16 protein-coding genes are annotated in these 20,751 nt (G+C 34.2%); 11 read left to right on the forward strand and 5 right to left on the reverse strand.

The features are described from left to right. Nucleotides 1-52: 52 nt before the first annotated feature. Nucleotides 53-1,915: an ABC-F family ATP-binding cassette domain-containing protein gene (locus AB3G39_RS13645; protein WP_369765473.1), complete on the forward strand. Its 1,863-nt coding sequence runs from the start codon at nucleotides 53-55 to the stop codon at nucleotides 1,913-1,915. A gap of 133 nt (nucleotides 1,916-2,048) precedes the next feature. Here the strand turns inward: AB3G39_RS13645 and AB3G39_RS13650 are convergent, their stop codons facing one another. Next, a complete protein-coding gene (locus AB3G39_RS13650; RefSeq protein ID WP_369753401.1) occupies nucleotides 2,049-2,354 on the reverse strand; it encodes a hypothetical protein in 306 nt (101 codons plus the stop codon). A gap of 530 nt (nucleotides 2,355-2,884) precedes the next feature. Here AB3G39_RS13650 and AB3G39_RS13655 point away from each other — a divergent pair. Continuing rightward, complete coding sequence (locus AB3G39_RS13655; protein ID WP_367768358.1) at nucleotides 2,885-4,042, forward strand: GAF domain-containing protein; 1,158 nt, start codon at nucleotides 2,885-2,887, stop codon at nucleotides 4,040-4,042. 143 nt (nucleotides 4,043-4,185) lie between these two features. Here the strand turns inward: AB3G39_RS13655 and katG are convergent, their stop codons facing one another. Beyond that, nucleotides 4,186-6,402, reverse strand: a complete 2,217-nt coding sequence (gene katG / locus AB3G39_RS13660; protein ID WP_369765474.1) for a catalase/peroxidase HPI — start codon at nucleotides 6,400-6,402, stop codon at nucleotides 4,186-4,188. A gap of 203 nt (nucleotides 6,403-6,605) precedes the next feature. Then, a complete protein-coding gene (locus AB3G39_RS13665) occupies nucleotides 6,606-8,153 on the reverse strand; it encodes an SDR family oxidoreductase (RefSeq protein ID WP_367774131.1) in 1,548 nt (515 codons plus the stop codon). Nucleotides 8,154-8,312: 159 nt separating this feature from the next. Here AB3G39_RS13665 and AB3G39_RS13670 point away from each other — a divergent pair, with 159 nt between their 5' ends. Together AB3G39_RS13670 and AB3G39_RS13675 are read left to right on the forward strand one after the other, a co-directional pair. Continuing rightward, complete coding sequence (locus AB3G39_RS13670; protein ID WP_369769436.1) at nucleotides 8,313-9,092, forward strand: O-methyltransferase; 780 nt, start codon at nucleotides 8,313-8,315, stop codon at nucleotides 9,090-9,092. A gap of 31 nt (nucleotides 9,093-9,123) precedes the next feature. Then, complete coding sequence (locus AB3G39_RS13675; protein ID WP_369769437.1) at nucleotides 9,124-9,753, forward strand: carbonic anhydrase; 630 nt, start codon at nucleotides 9,124-9,126, stop codon at nucleotides 9,751-9,753. An 80-nt stretch (nucleotides 9,754-9,833) separates the two neighbouring features. Here AB3G39_RS13675 and AB3G39_RS13680 read toward each other — a convergent pair whose 3' ends face one another. Then, nucleotides 9,834-10,493 carry a DUF6565 domain-containing protein gene (locus AB3G39_RS13680; RefSeq protein WP_367751895.1) on the reverse strand — a complete coding sequence of 220 codons (660 nt, stop codon included), beginning with the start codon at nucleotides 10,491-10,493 and terminating at the stop codon, nucleotides 9,834-9,836. Between the two features lie 336 nt (nucleotides 10,494-10,829). On the opposite strand from AB3G39_RS13680, the gene AB3G39_RS13685 reads away from it, so the two are divergent. The 5 genes from AB3G39_RS13685 to secA all read left to right on the forward strand — a co-directional run bounded on the left by AB3G39_RS13685 (nucleotide 10,830) and on the right by secA (nucleotide 16,852). Continuing rightward, nucleotides 10,830-11,516: an ABC transporter ATP-binding protein gene (locus AB3G39_RS13685; protein WP_367751893.1), complete on the forward strand. Its 687-nt coding sequence runs from the start codon at nucleotides 10,830-10,832 to the stop codon at nucleotides 11,514-11,516. 58 nt (nucleotides 11,517-11,574) lie between these two features. Then, nucleotides 11,575-12,432 (forward strand): RimK family alpha-L-glutamate ligase, encoded by an 858-nt coding sequence (locus AB3G39_RS13690; protein ID WP_369769438.1) that lies wholly within the window; start codon nucleotides 11,575-11,577, stop codon nucleotides 12,430-12,432. A 54-nt stretch (nucleotides 12,433-12,486) separates the two neighbouring features. Further along, a complete protein-coding gene (locus tag AB3G39_RS13695) occupies nucleotides 12,487-13,056 on the forward strand; it encodes a cob(I)yrinic acid a,c-diamide adenosyltransferase (protein WP_369769439.1) in 570 nt (189 codons plus the stop codon). 142 nt (nucleotides 13,057-13,198) lie between these two features. Further along, nucleotides 13,199-13,420, forward strand: coding sequence for a DUF2795 domain-containing protein (locus AB3G39_RS13700; RefSeq protein ID WP_007138072.1), 222 nt, complete (start codon nucleotides 13,199-13,201; stop codon nucleotides 13,418-13,420). Nucleotides 13,421-13,507: 87 nt separating this feature from the next. Then, nucleotides 13,508-16,852 (forward strand): preprotein translocase subunit SecA, encoded by a 3,345-nt coding sequence (secA, locus tag AB3G39_RS13705; protein ID WP_369765477.1) that lies wholly within the window; start codon nucleotides 13,508-13,510, stop codon nucleotides 16,850-16,852. Nucleotides 16,853-17,447: 595 nt separating this feature from the next. Here the strand turns inward: secA and AB3G39_RS13710 are convergent. Then, nucleotides 17,448-18,110, reverse strand: a complete 663-nt coding sequence (locus AB3G39_RS13710; RefSeq protein ID WP_369765478.1) for a TrmH family RNA methyltransferase — start codon at nucleotides 18,108-18,110, stop codon at nucleotides 17,448-17,450. Between the two features lie 300 nt (nucleotides 18,111-18,410). On the opposite strand from AB3G39_RS13710, the gene AB3G39_RS13715 reads away from it, so the two are divergent. Continuing rightward, nucleotides 18,411-19,103, forward strand: a complete 693-nt coding sequence (locus AB3G39_RS13715; RefSeq protein WP_369765480.1) for an NAD-dependent deacylase — start codon at nucleotides 18,411-18,413, stop codon at nucleotides 19,101-19,103. 67 nt (nucleotides 19,104-19,170) lie between these two features. Further along, nucleotides 19,171-20,517, forward strand: coding sequence for an adenylosuccinate lyase (gene purB, locus AB3G39_RS13720; RefSeq protein WP_367751875.1), 1,347 nt, complete (start codon nucleotides 19,171-19,173; stop codon nucleotides 20,515-20,517). Nucleotides 20,518-20,751: the final 234 nt, after the last annotated feature.

The raw sequence follows: 20,751 nt of genomic DNA on the forward strand, positions 1-20,751 counted from the left end.
ACAATTCGTAAATCGACATTTAAAAGTTTACTTTTGCAAAAAATTTAGACTTGTGAATTACCTTTCTGTAGAAAATATCTCGAAATCATTTGGTGAAAGAACCTTATTTGACAACATTTCGTTTGGGATAAATAAAGACCAAAAAATCGCTTTTATTGCCAAAAATGGCTCTGGAAAAACAACTATAATGAGTATCATTAACGGCTTAGAAGAGTCGGATACTGGTCAAGTTGTTTTAAGAAAAGGCATCAAAATGGCATTCTTGTCGCAAAACAATAATTTACAAGAAGAATTGACTATTGAGGAAAGTATTTTCGCATCGGATAATGAGACTTTGAAAGTGATTGAAGCTTATGAAAAAGCATTAGAAAATCCAGAGGATGAAGAGGCCTATCAAAAAGCTTTTGACGGAATGGATCAGCACAATGCTTGGGATTTTGAAACACAGTACAAACAAATTTTGTTCAAACTGAAGTTAGAAAATTTCAAATTGAAAGTAAAAAATCTTTCTGGTGGACAGAAAAAAAGATTATCACTTGCTATTATCTTGATTAACCGTCCTGATTTATTAATCTTGGATGAACCTACGAATCACTTGGATTTAGAGATGATTGAATGGTTAGAAAGTTATTTTGCCAAAGAAAATATAACGTTATTTATGGTAACGCACGATCGTTTCTTCTTAGAACGTGTTTGTAATGAAATCATTGAACTTGACAACGGAAAATTATACCAATACAAAGGAAATTACTCTTATTATTTAGAGAAAAAAGAAGAGCGTATTGCTTCAGAAAATTCGAGTGTTGATAAAGCACAGAATTTATTTGTAAAAGAATTAGAATGGATGCGCCGCCAACCAAAAGCGAGAACAACTAAGTCTAAATCGCGTCAGGATGATTTTTACGACATCAAAGAAAAAGCACAAAGTCGCCGTCGTGAGAATAAAGTAGAGCTTGAAATCAATATGGAACGCATGGGAAGCAAGATTATTGAGCTTCACAAAATTTCCAAAAAATTCAAAGACCATGTCATCATGGATAATTTTAGTTTTGACTTTCAACGTGGAGAACGCATTGGAATCATTGGTAAAAACGGAACTGGAAAATCGACGTTTTTGAATTTATTGACAGGAACTTTACCGCTTGATAGTGGAAAAGTTATTGTAGGTGAAACCATAAAAGTGGGCTATTATACACAAAGTGGAATCAACCCAAAACCAGGACAGCGTGTTATCGATGTCATTAAAGAATACGGAGAATTTATTCCGTTAATGAAAGGGAAATTAATTTCGGCTTCTCAATTATTGGAGCGTTTCTTGTTTGATGCAAAAAAGCAATATGATTTTGTAGATCGTTTAAGTGGTGGAGAATTGAAACGTTTGTACTTGTGTACGGTATTGATTCAGAATCCAAACTTCTTGATTCTGGATGAGCCAACGAATGATTTAGACATTGTGACATTGAACGTTTTAGAAAGCTTTTTATTAGATTATCCTGGATGTTTATTAGTAGTTTCTCACGATAGGTATTTCATGGATAAAATTGTAGATCACTTATTCATTTTTAGAGGTGATGGAATTGTAGAAGATTTCCCTGGAAACTATTCTGATTTTAGAGCCTATGAAGACAGTGCTGATGTGGCACAAAAAGAAGAAAACAAAGCAGAGAAGAAAGACTGGAAACAAAACAATCCAACTGGAAACTTAACTTTCAACGAGCAAAAAGAATTCCAAAAAACAGAACGCGAAATCAAAGATTTAGAAGAACAAAAAGCCAAGATTGAGCTTTTATTTTCTGAAGGAAAAGTAGCTGATACCGATATTGAGAAAAAAGCAAAAGAACTACAAAACCTAATCAATAAAATGGAAGCGAAAGAAGAACGATGGTTTGAATTAAGCGCCAAGATGGAAGGATAATATTAATTATATCAGAAAGAGAAAGAATAGAGCCTCCCAAATTTTTATTCTTGTCCACATATTTGAATAGTAAAAAGCCATAATAGAAATTAATTCTATTGTGGCTTTTTGATTTTATAACTTATAAATGGTATTATGCCATAAATAAAGTCTGCTTATAGTTGTTGTATAAAATCGAATCCGAAGGAATAAAAGTAGGTTCAACTTTTTCTGAAGAAGCTTCTAACTCTATATTGTTGAATTTTCTGAACAGGTACATTTCTTTTAAACAATCAGATAGACTCTTATGATTTAATGTCTTAAACGTGGGTAATTTCTTTTCTCCTACCAATAAATCCATTTGGTATTTAGAACCGTTTTTCAATATATTATTCTTGCTAATTCTTACCGTAAATTTTGTCGGTATTCCTTTTTGTTGTCCTTGATATTGTACTACCATATTTTTAATTTTTAAAATGCAGTTAAACTAAAATTGAAAGTCTTATTATTATATTCTCTTTATTGAGTTGTAAAATTAGTAAAAAAATAAAACAGAAGTAAAAAATTAAGAATAATTTACAAATTTAATAATACTAAATAAACTTTTACTTTACCTAATATTCAAATACACAACTATCCTACAATAAAACGATTCTATTTAGCTACAATTAATGTTATAAAAAACAACCCTGATTTTTCATAATAAATAGTATAAAACCGCATTTTAATGGCTCCAAAAGTAATTCATTGAAATAATCTATTTGGTAGCATTAAAACTTACTATAATTAATAAAAACATAAAACAATTAAATAAGTGGAATTAATAAATTTTAACGATTAGATATTCATTTAAAGCTGTTAATTTTTTTGATTATATCTAAAAAAGCCATTTTATATAGATGAATAGTAAAAAAGTGGCGTTAAATGGAATTGTTTTTTTTTAATAATATTAGTATTTTTATTAAAACTAACTAACCTATTTAAAGAACCGTGAAGAAATACAAAAATCGTGTTGAAGATTTGTTAAGTTATGCCATTTTAGACACAGATCCTGAGGAGGAATTAAATGAAATAACTGAATTAGTTTCCCTGGTGTTTGACATGCCAATTTCTTTAATAACAATGGTTGATAAAGACAGGCAATGGTTTAAAGCCAGGAAGGGAGTCCATCAACAACAAACTAAAAGAGAGTATTCCTTTTGTAAGTATACCTTAACGAAACCAAATGAAGTACTTGTTATTGAAGATACTTATACAGATAAACGATTTGCAAATAATCCTACTGTAACTGGTCCACTTAACATTCGGTTTTATGCAGGAGCCCCATTAGTGACACCAGAAGGAAATGTATTAGGTACTTTATGTGTTCTTGATAGTAAACCAAGGTTTATTACCGAGAATCAAAAAAAAGCATTACAAATATTGGCAAAAAAGACAATGGATTTTTTGAATATTAGAAAGCTAATGCTTGAACAAAGAAATTACATTGCCAAAAGTGCTGAGAACCTAATAAAACTTACAGATAACATTCCTTCTACTATTTTTCAATTAAGAAGAAGATCTAATGGGGAATTTATATACGACTTTCTAAGTTTAGGCGATTTTAAATTACCTAAAAATCTTGATGAAGATAAAAAAGTTTTAGAACCATTTGATGGATTTAATTTAATTCACAAAGATTACCAAACTAAATTCAAAAAAGCCTTAGAGACATCATACAAAACACTTACTACTTGGTATTTTGAATATAAAATTGAAATAGATAATGTAACCAAATGGTATATGGTGAAAGCTGAGCCTGAAAGATTACCTAATAATGAAGTCGTTTGGTATGGTATGTATCATGAAATCAGCAGCCACATTGCCTACGAAAAAACAATGGAACAAATTTCATTTGACATTTCGCACGTGCTTAGAAAACCTGTTGCCAACTTAATGGGTCTATCGGCTTTAATAAAAGAAGAACAAAACTTAAGTGAACTAGATCTAAAAACTTATGCGGAATATATTGAAATCGTTTCAGAAGAATTGAACAGGTTTACAAAAGATCTTAATTCTACTTACCATAACAAATGGGTTAACATTGTTGATTATAACTTAAAAAGACGGAATAATATAAATACAGCAATAATTAATAGTCAAGATTAAACTGCTATTAATTGAAAGTATATTTTAAATTAACTCGACAAAATTACTAATTATAAAATATAAAGAAAAAAAACCACAACAGAATCCTAGATTCCGCTGTGGTTTTATAAAATAACACAATCTCTTTAGTCTTTTTAGACTGATTAAACTAAGTCATAACGCCCTAAATTCATCACTTTATTCCAAACTGCAACAAAGTCATTTAAGAACTTCTCGTGAGAATCTTCACACCCATAAACCTCAGCAATTGCTCTAAGCTCAGAGTTAGATCCAAATATCAAATCGACACGTGTTCCAGTCCATTTTAATTCTCCTGTCTTGCGATCACGACCTTCAAAAACGTCTTGAGAATCAGAAGCTGCTTTCCATGTTGTACCTAAATCCAAAAGATTTAAAAAGTAATCATTAGTTAACACCTCTGGACGACTAGTGAATACCCCTTTTTTTGAATGATCAAAATTAGTATTAAGAACACGCAGTCCACCTACTAATACGGTCATCTCTGGTACTGTTAAAGTCAACAGTTGTGCTTTATCCACTAACATTTCTTCAGCTGATGTGGTGTATTTTGCCTTCATATAATTTCGGAATCCATCTGCTTCTGGCTCTAGAACTGCAAATGATTCAATATCTGTTTGTTCTTGCGAAGCATCTGTTCTTCCTGGAGTAAATGGAACTGTAACATTATGACCTGAATTTGCAGCTGCCTTTTCAACACCTGCACAACCAGCCAAAACAATTAAATCCGCTAGAGACACTTTTTTTCCTCCTGCTTGTGCATTATTAAACGCTGCTTGAATTCCTTTAAGTGTTTCTAATACTTTCTCTAACTGAGCAGGGTTATTTACTTGCCAATCTTTTTGTGGCGCGAGTTGAATACGCGCTCCGTTAGCCCCACCTCTTTTATCAGAACCACGAAATGTTGATGCCGAAGCCCAAGCAGTAGACACCAATTGAGATACCGAAAGTCCTGAATCCAATATTTTACTTTTAAGAGCAACGATATCATTTGCATCGATTAGCTCATGGTTAACCGCTGGAACTGGATCTTGCCAGATCAATTCTTCTTGCGGTACTTCTGGTCCAAGGTAACGTTCTATTGGCCCCATATCGCGGTGCGTCAATTTAAACCATGCTCGAGAAAATGCATCCGCAAATTCATCCGGGTTTTCAAAGAAATGTCTTGAAATAGGTTCATAAATAGGATCAGCTCTCAAGGCAAGATCAGCAGTAAGCATGGTTGGCGCATGACTTTTTGATGGATTATGAGCATCTGGTACTGTACCTGAACCTGCTCCCGCTTTTGGCTTCCATTGATGAGCGCCGGCTGGACTCTTTGCTAACTCCCATTCAAATCCGAATAAGTTTTCAAAATAGTTGTTACTCCATTTTGTTGGTGTTGTTGTCCAAGCACCCTCTAGACCGCTTCCTATTGTATATTCTCCATTTCCAGTACCAAAAGTGTTTTTCCACCCAAGTCCCTGTTGTTCAATAGGTGCAGCTGCGGGTTCTGGACCTACATATTCGTTTGGATCAGCAGCTCCGTGCGTTTTCCCAAAAGTATGCCCACCTGCAATAAGCGCCACAGTTTCTTCATCATTCATTGCCATACGAGCAAAAGTTTCTCTAATGTCACGAGCTGAAGCCAATGGGTCAGGATTTCCATTAGGTCCTTCTGGGTTTACGTAAATAAGTCCCATTTGAACAGCAGCCAATGGATTTTCTAATTCACGATCTCCTGTATAACGCTTGTCATCCAACCATTTCCCTTCAGAACCCCAATAAATATCTTCAGCTGGTTCCCATACATCAGCACGTCCACCGGCAAAACCAAAAGTCTTTAACCCCATTGATTCTAAAGCACAGTTACCAGTAAGCACCATCAAATCGGCCCAAGAAATTTTCTTACCATATTTCTGTTTAATTGGCCATAATAACAAACGTGCTTTATCTAAATTCACATTATCTGGCCAACTGTTCAGCGGTGCAAATCGTTGTGTCCCAAAACCCGCTCCACCACGACCATCAGCAATACGATACGTTCCTGCGCTATGCCATGCCATTCGAATAAAAAATGGGCCATAATGACCATAATCGGCAGGCCACCATTCTTGAGAGTTTGTCATTAATTCAAAAATATCTTCCTTAAGGGCTGCTAAATCAAGACTTTTAAACTCTTCTGCATAGTTGAACGCCTCACCCATTGGGTTAGACAGATCAGCATGCTGACGTAGGATGCTTAATTTTAACTGATTTGGCCACCAATCATTGTTTCTTGTCCCTGAACCTGCACTTTGCTTTGTAGCACTTCCTGAAAACGGACATTTACTTTCACCGTTTGGATTATTGTTGTTTTCCATAATTATATATGATTTTTGTTCTATAAAGTTTCTATGCTAATTTACATAAAATTTATTATCAAAAATATTTTTTCAATAGATAAAAACTATGAATATATTCTATGCACGTAATAAGTAGCAACAAAAAACCACAACAAAATTATATTCTGTTGTGGCTCTATTTTATAAATTATTAGAATTCCCTATTGAAGGGGGACATGCTTTTACCAAGGAATCGGGTTGTAGTCTTTCAAGAACTTCCCACACCAATGTTTTCCAGTATTAATACCATCAAATAACGGATCCATAACCCTAGCCGCACCATCCACAATATCTAAAGGGGGTTGAAAATCTTCGAGTTCTTGTTTCTTCTTGGCTAATTCGGCAGGATCTTCATCAGTCACCCAGCCCGTATCTACGGCATTCATAAATATTCCAGCTTTCGCCAATTCTCCTGCAGCGGTATGCGTAAGCATATTCAAAGCAGCTTTAGCCATATTAGTATGTGGATGTCGGGCTTCTTTAAAAAAACGATGGAACTTCCCTTCCATAGCTGAGACATTAATAATATGCTTTTGTCCCGTATTGTCTTTTTTCATTACTTCCGAAAGACGATTACATAATACAAACGGTGCAACTGAATTCACCAATTGTACTTCAATCATTTCGGTAGTTTCTATTTGGCCCAACTTTAAACGCCAGCTATTCGTCTTTCTTAAATCTACTTGTTGCAAGTCGGCATCGAGTTCTCCTTCAGGAAAGACCTCGTTAGCGACAAGTGCGTTGTCAAATGAATAAGGGATCTGAGATAATTTGGCGGAAGCCCGCAAACCAATTCCCGGTTCTGGACCATGCCAAGTTACTGGCATATTTTCAGTCGAAGAAGCTCCCGAAGTCAGTACTTTTAATTCATCCAAACAATTAATATGATCTAGTAATAATTCTTGTGCTTGTTTAGGCAAAGTATGAATTGGACGCTCTTCATTCTCCATCATGTGGGTATAAAACCCAGCAGGACGTCGAACAGTTTGCGCCGCATTATTAATCAAAATATCCAATCGCTCGTATTTCTGCTCTATGAAATTGCAAAAAATCTCAACACTAGGAATATGTCTTAAATCCAATCCATGGATTTTTAAACGGTGTCCCCAATCCATAAAATCAGGTTCTTTCCCAAAACGCAAAGCTGAATCAACTGGAAAACGTGTCGTTGCAATAACCGTTGCTCCTCCTCGTAGTAGCATCAATGTAATATGATACCCAATTTTTAATCGAGAACCGGTAATAACAGCTACTTGTCCTTTTACATCAGCACTTTGAAAACGTTTGGCATAATTAAAATCGCCACAATCAGTACACATAGTATCATAAAAGTGATGCATTTTAGTAAACGACGTTTTACATACATAGCAATTCCTAGACGTTTCTAACTCTAACTGCTCTTTGCTTTCTAAATCATTAAAAGCCAGTAATTTTGGCGCAACAAAAACACTTGCTTCACGCGCATATCTAATTCCAGTTTCTTTACGTGCCGTTCTATCTTGCTTTTCTTTTTTACGTTTTGCAACTGCTTTTCCGTCTTTTTTTCTACGAGAAAGCTCGTCTCGATCTGGTCTCGAGAATTGACCTGCCGCTTTTATTAAAGCAGTTCTTTGTTCTTTTGGGATATCAAATATTTGATCAGTATCCATATTTAATTGAGCGAGAATCGCAATACAACGGTTAATTTCTTCCGATGTGATTACTCCTCCATGTATTTGTTCTTCGTTCATCATCTTCTGAAATTGTATGGCTATTGATTTTAAGAGCGCAAATATAGTTTTTTTTGAAATGACTTAATTTTTGAAGTGATAAGTATATTTAAACTTAAAAACCCAACTCAGTATCACTCATAATCTTTGTACCTTTGCTACTTTGAAGCTTATAAAAATATGTTTTTCCAAATAAAATCGTACTTACAATTCCTTTGGCATTCTAAAAATGAGCATGCAGTTCATTCGCCTTTTGTATTTAATTTAATCACCAAATGTTTTTATGATCGAAAACCAAAACCAGAATACACGGTTTTGAATAATTATAGAAAATCACTTTTAGCAAATCCGAATACCATAGAAGTAACCGACTTTGGCGCGGGATCTAAAGTTTTCAAATCGAATACTAGGGCAATAGCCCAAATTGTCAAAACAGCAGGAATTACTTCAAAACGAGCTGAATTATTATTTAGAATTACCAATTATTTTCAACCTGAATCAATACTAGAAATAGGAACTTCATTAGGTCTCGCTACAGCTGCTATGGCATTGGGAAGTAAAAATGCAAAATTAACCACGCTAGAGGGTTGCCCCGAAACAGCAAATATTGCTCAAAATCAATTTCAAGAATTTGAATTAACCAATATAACTTCTGTTGTGACTCCATTTGAACGTTATTTGGACGACTTGAAAATAGAAACTTTAAACTTTAAACTGATTTTTTTTGACGGGAATCATTCGAAAAAAGCCACCTTAGCTTATTTTGAGCAACTACTTCACACTGTAAATAATGAAACCGTTTGGATTTTTGACGATATTCATTGGTCAGCCGGTATGGATGAAGCTTGGAAAATCATAAAAACACATCCAAAAGTGACCGTAACGATAGATACTTTTCAGTGGGGCTTCATATTCTTTAGAAGAGAACAGCCCAAAGAACATTTTACAATTAGAACATAGATAAATATCTTTAATCCTAAAAAATCAATTTATGGATATAAAACAAATTTTCGAAAACAATAGCAAGTGGATTGCTAAACAACTTCAAACAGACGAAAATTATTTTGACAAACTTGGTGCAGGACAATCTCCTGAATTCTTATACATTGGCTGCTCAGATAGTCGTGTTTCTGCAGAAGAACTTATGGGACTGCAACCAGGAGATGTCTTTGTACATCGCAACATTGCGAATATGGTTCCCAATACTGATCTTAATTCGATGTCAGTAATTAATTATGCAGTCATGCATCTCAAAGTAAATCATATTGTTGTTTGTGGTCATTACGGTTGCGGAGGAGTACATGCTGCGATGCAACAGTCTGACTTAGGAATTTTAAACCCTTGGCTTCGAAATATTCGTGATGTCTATCGAATACATAGAAAAGAATTAGAAGCTATCACTAATGAAGAAGAAAAATACAAACGTTTAGTGGAGTTAAATGTACAAGAACAATGCATCAACGTCATCAAAACGGCCGAAGTGCAAAAAGCAAACAGAGAACGAAATCTAAAAGTGTATGGTTGGATATTTGATATTCATACTGGAAAATTAATAGATCTTAATATCAATTTTGATGAAATATTAAAAGACATTATGGCAATCTATAAAATAACAAACTAGAGACCTTACTAGAGAAAAAATTAAGAAACAAAAAAGACAGCCATTTCTGACTGTCTTTTTTTAACAAAAATAACCAATTATTATTGTTTAGCTTTTTCCATTTCTTCTGATTTTGCTCCCATCCTATTTAAAGTATACATTGGTGCAAATTTCAATTTTAAACCAGCAATTTTTCTATTATCTTCAGATGAAAGACCTTCTTTTTCTACTGTATTTTTTCTACTGTCTAATGCTTCATACATCAATTTGATTTCATCCCAATCTTCTCGAGAATAGCTATCTTTATTATCTTCAACTGTATGAACAAATTGTTGGTACACACTGTGAATATTTCCTGCATTTACCCAATCAAAATTCATATCTGTTCCTACTTTTCCTTCACCAAACAAAGCATTTCTCATTTGTTGTTTAGGATTTGGCTTTGAAGCTTCCATATCAGCCATCATCATTGCTTTCAATGCTTCATATTTAGCTTTACTAGCTTCTATTTTTTCTTTCGCTTTCATATCTTCTTTAAGATCTGACAACGCAGTTTCTGCTTGACTACTTTTTAATTCATAAGTTGCTTCAATAGCTTGCCAGTTTGCTTTAGCATCTTCTTTTGCAACATTACCTAATGAATCAACATAAACAACATAGGTATCAACTGTTTTTTCTGCTGCTTCTTTCTTCTCATCTTTACAAGATGTAAACCCTAGTGCGATAACCGCCATTCCTAATACTAAATTTCTACTTTTCATAATTTCTGATTTATTAATTATTACTCAACAAATGTACCTACCTTTGCATTATATTCAATACAAATATGTGAATGTTGTAAATAATTAATAAAATTGTGATAAATTTTAAAAAAAGTGTGAATTACATAACAATGACACAAAATTATATAACACTTTTTCCTTAGTGTTTTATGATAGTATTTCTTTCGAAAAACAAAAAACTACTGATTGCAACTTCCTCATATTATATCTAACTTATTTTGTAACAAAAATGTATTTTGGACAACTTATATTTAATTCGAAAGTCTTTTGTACTTTTAAAACCTAGAAACCATAATTCATCAATAGTAGACAGCAATGGCAAACCCATTAATAAAAATAACCAATATCAAAAGAGATTTTGTACTTGGAGAAGAAATTGTAAATGTTTTAAAAGGCATAGATTTACAAATTAATAAAGGAGAATACGTTGCACTTATGGGACCTTCGGGTTCTGGAAAATCGACCTTAATGAATCTTTTAGGCTGCTTAGACACACCAACGTCTGGAAATTATATTCTTAACGGTAAAGATGTTAGTAAAATGAAAGACGATGAATTAGCCGAAATTCGCAATAAAGAGATTGGCTTTGTCTTTCAAACTTTTAACCTTTTGCCTAGAACAACAGCTCTAGACAATGTGGCTTTACCCATGATTTATGCAGGGTTTTCAAAAACAGATAGAAGAGCTAGAGCACAAGAAGTATTGACTCAAGTTGGATTATCAGATAGAATGGATCACCATCCCAACCAACTTTCTGGTGGACAAAGACAGCGTGTAGCGGTTGCTAGAGCATTGGTAAATAGCCCTTCGATAATACTTGCTGATGAACCTACAGGAAACTTAGACAGTAAAACATCATTAGAAATCATGAAGCTTTTTAATGAGATTCATGCTAATGGTAACACTGTCATCTTAGTTACTCACGAAGAGGAAATTGCTGAATATGCTCATCGCATCATTAGGTTGCGAGATGGAATGGTAGAAAGTGACACTACAAAATAAAGTATTTATTAAGTCAGTCGCGCACCACATTCGAATGATATAAAACCCATAAAACAAAATGAAAATTGGCATATTGACTTGTGAAAAACTTCCTGAATTAAACCCCGAAGACCAATTATTATTACCCGAATTAGCCAAACACAACATTACTGCTACCGCTGCTATTTGGGATGATAAAAGCATTCAATGGAGTGATTTTGATTATTTAATTTTCCGTAATACTTGGGATTATTTCGAGAAAGAAACCGCATTCAACAATTGGTTAGACCATATTGAACAATTGGGAATCAAAACCCTCAATTCAATTGATATCATAAAAAACAACAAGCACAAGTTCTATTTGCGTGAAATGGAAAAGAAAGGGATTATAATCCTGCCCACTGTTTTCTTAGAAAAAACAAAGGATTTAAATCTTTCCAAAATAATTCCTACACATTGGAAAAAAATGGTATTGAAACCTGCTTTTTCTGCTGGATCTTATCAAACTGAAGTTTTTGAACTGAAGGATATTGAAAAAATCAATACGCAATACAAAGCCATTGCTTCCGAAAAAGAATTGCTACTGCAAGAATTCATGCCTGAAATCCAAACTTTGGGCGAAACTTCCTTTATCTTTTTCAATAAAAAATTCTCGCATGCAGTTAATAAAAAACCTGTAGATGGTGATTTTAGAATTCAAGTTCAGTTTGGTGGAAAATACAAATTGATTGAACCATCGCAAGAGCTAATCGAAAAAGCGCAAAAAATAGTAAATACTTTTCCTAATAATTTATTGTATTCTCGCGTAGACGGAATTATCATTGAAAACGAATTGCATCTTATGGAAGTAGAATGTATTGAACCTGATTTGTATTTCAATTTATCTCAAGGTGCATTGACCAGATATGTTAATGCAGTACTCGAATTAATACAGTAATTTTGTTTTTTACAAAAAACGAAACGAATCCACGAATAAACAAATATCCTCAAAATGAAAGTATATACTAAAACTGGTGATAAAGGAACTACAGCCCTCTTTGGAGGAACTAGAGTCCCAAAAGATCATATTAGAATTGAAAGTTACGGAACTGTAGACGAATTAAACTCTCATATAGGACTTGTTCGTGACCAAGAAATGAACATTCATTATAAAGAAATATTAGCCGAAATTCAAGATCGTTTGTTTACTGTGGGTGCGATTCTCGCCACACCACAAGAAAAAGAGATAATGAAAAACGGAGAACTGCGATTACAAAAATTAGGAATCGTGGAGAGTGATATCGAATTATTAGAAAATGAAATTGACAGCATGGAAGAAGCGCTTCCACAAATGACTCATTTTGTATTGCCTGGAGGACATACTACAGTGTCATATTGTCATATAGCCCGCTGTGTTTGCCGTCGCGCAGAACGCTTGGCAGTGCATTTAAGCCATAATGAGCCTGTCGCTGATATCGCAATTAAGTACCTCAACCGACTTTCTGACTACCTTTTTGTGTTGGCACGAAAGTTGTCTCTAGATTTGAACGCCGAGGAAGTTAAATGGATTCCAAGGAAGTAAATTTCTGGTCAAAAACTTAAAACTTTAAGACTGAAACTTTAAACTAAAAAACACGTTCTTAACTTTTTTATAAAATAAATGATTTTTTACTTGTCTTTTTCAGTAAAAAAATTATTTTTGCACAAAACTAAATCGACAAAAGATGTATTGGACATTAGAATTAGCATCCTATCTTAGTGATGCGCCGTGGCCTGCTAACAAGGATGAACTTATTGATTACGCTATACGTGCTGGTGCTCCTTTAGAAGTAGTAGAAAACCTACAGTCTATTGAAGATGAAGGCGAGATATACGAGTCAATGGAAGAAATTTGGCCTGATTACCCTACTGACGAAGATTATCTTTGGAATGAGGATGAATATTAAAGAATAAACAAAAGAAAAAGTCTCAAAAGAGGCTTTTTTTTTGGTTAAATTTACACGATAAAATAAAATTAGAAATACGATATAATTATGAGTTTCATAAACAGCATTATTAAAGCCTTTGTTGGAGACAAATCTGATAAAGATGTAAAAGCTTTACAACCTTATTTAAATAAAATAAAAACTTTCGAAAGCAATTTAATTTCATTATCTCATGATGAATTAAGAGCACGTACCTACTTTTTCAAAGACCAGCTAAAACAAGCTCGTGCAGGTATTGACGGTAAAATTGCTACACTTAAACAAGAAGTTGAAGGCATTGAAGACATTGATAAAAAAGAAGACCTTTATTTAGCTATCGACGCTTTAGAAAAAGAAGCTTACGATTTATCGGAGAAAACATTACTTGAAATTCTTCCTGAAGCTTTTGCAGTAGTAAAAGAAACAGCAAGACGTTTCAAAGACAATTCAGAAATTACAGTTACTGCTACAGCCAAAGACAGAGAATTCTCTGGAGCTAAGCCTTACGTTTCAATTGTTGGAGAAAATGCAGTATGGCAAAATAAATGGAATGCCGCAGGTAAAGAAATTACTTGGGACATGATTCATTATGATGTTCAGCTGATTGGTGGAATGGTATTGCACGAAGGTAAAATTGCCGAAATGCAAACGGGAGAAGGAAAAACATTAGTAGCAACCTTACCTCTTTACTTAAATGCTTTAACTGGAAACGGTGTGCATTTAGTAACGGTGAATGATTACTTGGCAAAACGTGATAGTACTTGGAAAGCCCCTTTATTTGAATTCCATGGTATGACTGTAGATTGTATTGACAATCACCAACCAAGTACGGAAGCTAGAAAAAAAGCATATGATGCTGATATCACTTACGGAACTAATAATGAATTTGGTTTTGATTACCTAAGAGATAACATGACCCATTCTCCAAATGATTTGGTTCAAAGAAAGCACAATTATGCTATTGTCGATGAGGTCGATTCTGTATTAATTGATGATGCAAGAACACCATTGATTATTTCTGGTCCAGTACCACAAGGAGATCGTCATGAATTCAATGAGTTGAAACCAAAAATTGAAAACTTAGTAAGTTTACAACGTCAATTGGCCAACAACTTTTTATCAGAAGCCAAAAAATTAATTAAAGAAGGAAATACTAAAGAAGGTGGTGTTTTACTTTTAAGAGCCTATAGAAGTTTACCTAAAAACAAAGCTTTGATTAAGTTTTTAAGTGAAGAAGGAATCAGACAACTACTTCAAAAAACGGAGAATCAATACATGCAGGACAACAACCGTGAAATGCATAAGATTGATGAAGCATTGTACTTTGTAATTGAAGAAAAAAATAACCAAGTTGAATTGACTGATAATGGTATCAAATACCTTTCAGGAGATACTGATACTGACTTTTTCGTTCTTCCAGATATTGGAACTGAGATTGCAATTATCGAGAAGAAAAAATTAGACAAAGACGCTGAAGCAGAAGAAAAAGAAAAATTATTTCAAGATTTTGCTATTAAAAGCGAGCGTATTCATACGTTGACTCAACTATTAAAAGCGTACTCTTTATTTGAAAAAGATGTAGAATACGTAATCATGGACAACAAAATCATGATTGTAGATGAGCAAACAGGTCGTATTATGGATGGTCGTCGTTACTCTGACGGACTACACCAAGCGATTGAAGCCAAAGAGAATGTGAAAATCGAAGCGGCTACTCAAACTTTTGCAACGGTAACACTACAAAACTATTTCAGAATGTACAGCAAATTAGCGGGTATGACTGGAACGGCGGTTACAGAAGCAGGAGAATTATGGGAAATATATAAATTGGATGTAGTAGAAATTCCTACTAATAGACCAATGGCTCGACTTGACAAAGAAGATTTTATCTACAAAACAACTCGTGAAAAATTCAATGCAGTAATCGAAGATGTAACTGCCTTATCACAAGCAGGAAGACCAGTTCTTATTGGTACAACCTCAGTTGATATTTCTGAATTATTGAGTAGAATGCTAAAAATGAGAGGGGTTGCGCACAATGTATTGAATGCCAAAATGCACAAGCAAGAAGCACAAATCGTTGAAGAAGCTGGAAAACCTGGTATCGTAACCATTGCAACCAATATGGCAGGTCGTGGAACGGATATTAAATTATCTGCCGAAGTGAAAGCCGCTGGTGGATTGGCAATCATCGGTACGGAACGTCATGACTCACGTCGTGTTGACCGTCAGTTAAGAGGTCGTGCTGGTCGTCAAGGAGATGTGGGAAGTTCTCAATTTTATGTTTCTCTTGAAGATAACTTAATGCGTTTATTTGGTTCTGAAAGAGTAGCTAAAGTAATGGACAGAATGGGATTAGAAGAAGGAGAAGTAATCCAACATTCGATGATGACTAAATCAATCGAGCGTGCACAGAAAAAAGTAGAAGAAAACAACTTTGGTGTTCGTAAGCGTTTATTGGAGTATGATGATGTAATGAATGCACAACGTGAAGTAGTGTACAAGCGTCGTCGTCATGCCTTGTTTGGAGAACGTCTAAAACTGGATATTGCTAACATGTTGTATGACACTTGTGAGTTGATCATTCAGGGTACAAAACCATCTAATGATTTCAAAAATTTCGAGTTTGATTTAATTCGTTATTTCTCTATAACTTCTCCAGTTAGCGAAAGTGATTTCGTAAAATTAACTGATATTGAGTTAACAGGAAAAGTATACAAAGAAGCTTTAAAATATTACAACGAAAAAACAGACCGTAGCGCAAGAGAAGCCTTCCCTATCATCAAGGAAGTATACGAAGACAAAAACAATCAGTTTGAACGTATCGTAGTTCCATTTACGGATGGTGTGAAATCACTAAACGTAGTAACTGATTTGAAAAAAGCATATGAAACAGAAGGAAAGCAATTAGTCGCTGATTTCGAGAAAAACATCACCTTATCAATTGTGGATGAAGCTTGGAAAAAGCACTTACGCAAAATGGACGAATTGAAACAATCGGTTCAACTAGCCGTTCACGAACAAAAAGATCCATTGCTTATCTATAAATTTGAAGCCTTCAACTTATTTAATGCTATGTTGAATGGTATCAATAAAGAAGTAATTTCGTTCTTGTTCAAAGGTGACTTACCTGCACAACAAAATCAGCAAATTCAAGAAGCAGTAGAAGTACGTCAAAAAGAAGATTACAAATTAAGTAAAGACGAAATTCCAAATAGTGAAGCGGCCAATCAAGAAGCGGGACAAACTCAGCAACGTCAAGTTACAGAGACTATCGTGAGAGATATGCCAAAAATCAACCGTAATGACAACGTTACCATTCAAAACGTGGCAAACGGACAAACACAAGAAATGAAATACAAAAAAGCTGAAAGCTTAATCGCCTCAGGTCAATGGGTTATTGTAAACGGATAATAACTTCATTTCTTTGTAAAATTAAATTCCTCAATTACGAAAGTAGTTGAGGCTTTTTTTTAGGAGCTAATCCCGCTATTCGTTGCAATCTCTGGTGTTTGTTAGCACAATACCAGAGGATTTCCACTGCTATCGGGGCTAGAGGTTTTGTATATTTAAGTACGTGAATGAGGTTTCCCGTAAGGATAGTACAATTTAAGAATATATATTTGATTACAATGAATTTCAAAATGTTAATAACACGATAGCGCGGATTTTCAATCCATAAATACAAAGAATATCGATAATAAAAATTCCAAAAACTAAACAGTTCACCACAATTAAAATCATAGCGAGCAACGAAGCTATCCCACTAAAACTCATCTACAATCAAAATCTTTTGCTACGAATATACTAGATGAGATTGCTTAGTTCCTCGTAATGACCCTGCCTAAATTAGAAAATAAATCGTAGCGTTTGCAACGCGGTTTATGATAAGAAACTTTATTTACTTACTTAAGCTCATTACATACTTTGTCGAAAAACGGGATGCGATTGCTTCGTTCCTCGCAATGACTCAGCTAACGGTTAAAAGCTCTTTTAAGTGTTTGATATACTAGATTGGGTTTTCCTCAAAATACCTAGCTTCAATTCTTTTGATATCTTTAATGGAGTTTTTGGCCCAAGCCAATCTTTTTACCAAAATTTCCTCTTCGGAAAGATGCCAATCTATGTTGGAATTACGCAATCTATTGGTTAAGTTTTGAATGATTATTGAAGCCGAAACCGAGATATTCAAACTCTCCGTAAAACCTACCATAGGAATTTTAAGAAAACCATCGGCACGTTTTAAAATTTCTTCGGATAGTCCGTCTCTTTCAGTTCCAAAAAATAAGGCACTGGGTTTTGTTATATCAAAATCATCCATCAAGCAATCATTGTCATGAGGAGTCGTGGCAATGATTTGGTAGCCTTTGTTTTTTAACGTATCCACACAATCTGTTATACTATCATAGGTATTGATATCCACCCATTTTTGAGCTCCCATCGCAATTTCCTTATCGATACTTTTCCCGTACCGTTGCTCAATAACATTGAGTTCTTGAATTCCAAAAACTTCACAACTGCGCATTACTGCACTGGTATTGTGCATTTGAAAAATATCTTCAACAGCAATAGTAAAATGATTGGTTCTGTTTTCTAATACTTTCAGGAATTTCTCTTTGCGGTTATCTGTCAAGATATTTTCAAGAAAATTAAGGTAATCGATATCAATCATGAAGAAGTTTTTTTTGCAAAAATAGTAAAAAGAAAAAATAGCCACGAATTCACAGATTTATATTTAACTAATTCTTTAAAAACTGTGTCGAGAAAACTAACCTCAAATAGAAAAATTTTATTAGTAGAAGAATAATAACCACAGATTCGCAGATTAAAAAATCCGTCAAAATCCGCTTAATCCGTACAATCCGTGTCCCAATTATTTACAGTTGGTAAAAAAATCAGTACATCAGTGGTTAAACAGAGCCACAATAATTTATTTTTGTACAAGTAATTCATCCGAAGAAGGAAAAAATCTATGAAAAAGAAATTAGTGGTTTTAACAGGAGCTGGTATTAGTGCTGAAAGTGGCATTAAAACATTTCGCGACAGTGACGGACTATGGGAAGGTCATAATGTGATGGACGTAGCCACACCCGAAGGCTGGTATCAAAATCCTGCCTTAATACTGGATTTTTATAACCAAAGACGAAAACAACTCAAAGAAGTACAACCGAATTTAGGCCATCAAATTCTGGCTGAATTAGAAAATGAATTTGAAGTATATATCATTACTCAAAACGTAGATGATTTACACGAACGTGCTGGAAGCACAAATGTATTGCATTTACACGGCGAATTATTGAAAGTGCGAAGCACCAAAAACGTAAATTATATTTTGGATTGGACCGAAGATTTAAATTTTGGTGATTTAGATAGCAATCAAAATCAATTGCGACCTCATATTGTTTGGTTTGGGGAAGATGTTCCCGCACTGGAAGAGGCGATACGTATTACTGAAATCGCCGATTATTTTGCTGTTATTGGTACCTCATTACAAGTTTATCCTGCCGCAGGATTAATCGATTTTACACATCCAGAAACGCCTCTTTTTTACATCGATCCAAAACCCATTAAAATCCCGAATTTGAGAAATCCACTGGAAGTGATTCCAGAAGTAGCTTCTGAAGGAATGAAAATATTAAAAAAGAAGCTAATCGACCTTATTTAAAAACCATTCGTTTTCTATTTTGTCACGAAAGGTTTATATTTGTGCCTTTCGAACAAACAACAAAACAATGACTACTTTAAACGAATTGAATGCTATTTCTCCAATCGACGGAAGATATAGAAACAAGACTCTTTCTTTAGCTCCTTTTTTCTCAGAAGAAGCATTAATCAAATACCGCGTATTAGTTGAAATCGAGTATTTCATTGCTTTGTGCGAAATTCCTTTGCCACAACTTAAAGGAGTAAACCCAGATTTATTTGAAAGCTTACGTAACATCTATAAAAACTTTTCTACTGAAGATGCACTTTGGATCAAAGAAACGGAAAAAGTAACCAACCACGATGTTAAAGCGGTAGAGTACTTTATAAAAGATGCTTTTGAAAAATTAGGTTTGTCTCAATATAAAGAGTTCATCCACTTTGGGTTGACTTCTCAAGATATCAATAATACTGCGATTCCACTTTCTACAAAGGAAGCGTTTGAAAAAGTATACATGCCATCCTTAATTACTTTAACTTCAAAGTTGAAAGACTTAAGTGTAGAATGGAAAGACATTCCTATGCTAGCACGTACACACGGACAACCGGCTTCCCCTACTCGTTTGGGTAAAGAAATTGGTGTTTTTGTAGAGCGACTAGAAGAGCAAATGCGTTTGTTATTCAACATTCCTTTTGCAGCTAAATTTGGTGGTGCAACTGGGAATTACAATGCACATCATGTGGCGTATCCACAAATTGACTGGAAACAATTTGGAGGGAAATTTGTGGAGGATATTTTAGGATTACACCACTCTTTCCCAACAACACAAATTGAACATTACGATCATTTTGCTGCCTTTTTTGATGCGTTGAAAAGAATCAACACCATCATTATCGATTTAGATAGAGATATTTGGACTTATGTTTCTATGGAATATTTCAAGCAAAAAATCAAAGCAGGAGAAATTGGATCATCGGCAATGCCACATAAAGTAAACCCAATTGATTTTGAAAACTCAGAAGGAAATTTAGGAATAGCGAATGCCATCTTTGAACACCTTTCGGCAAAATTACCATTGTCAAGATTGCAACGTGATTTAACGGATAGTACGGTTTTAAGAAATGTAGGTGTACCAATAGGACATACTATCATTGCCTTTGAAGCCACATTGAAAGGATTGAATAAATTACTATTGAACGAATCTAAATTCCACGAAGATTTAGAGAAAAACTGGGCTGTAGTTGCGGAGGCAATTCAAACGATTTTGCGTCGTGAGGCCTACCCAAATCCGTATGAAGCATTGAAAGGATTGACAAGAACAAATGAAGCGATTGACAAGAAAGCAATTCATGGGTTTATAGCAACACTTGATGTTTCGGAAGAAATAAAAGCAGAATTAATGCAAATCACGCCTAGTAATTTCTTAGGAATCTAGAACGGAAACAGAAAAATTGTAAATTCTTAGTTTCTATTTTTTTGAATATGATAAAAGTGCTTGTTGCGCTTAAATTTTAAAAATATACACTTTAAAAAAAGCTATCTTTAACGATAGCTTTTTTTTAGTCCATCTATAGAGGTGGCTTTTTTAAAAACGAATTAACAAATATAAAAATCATACTAGCCCAGATTGTAATGGAAAGCCTTGCGGGATAAAAACTATTTTTATGGC

It is taken from the genome of Flavobacterium sp. WC2416 (assembly GCF_041200095.1).
GTDB lineage: Bacteria > Bacteroidota > Bacteroidia > Flavobacteriales > Flavobacteriaceae > Flavobacterium.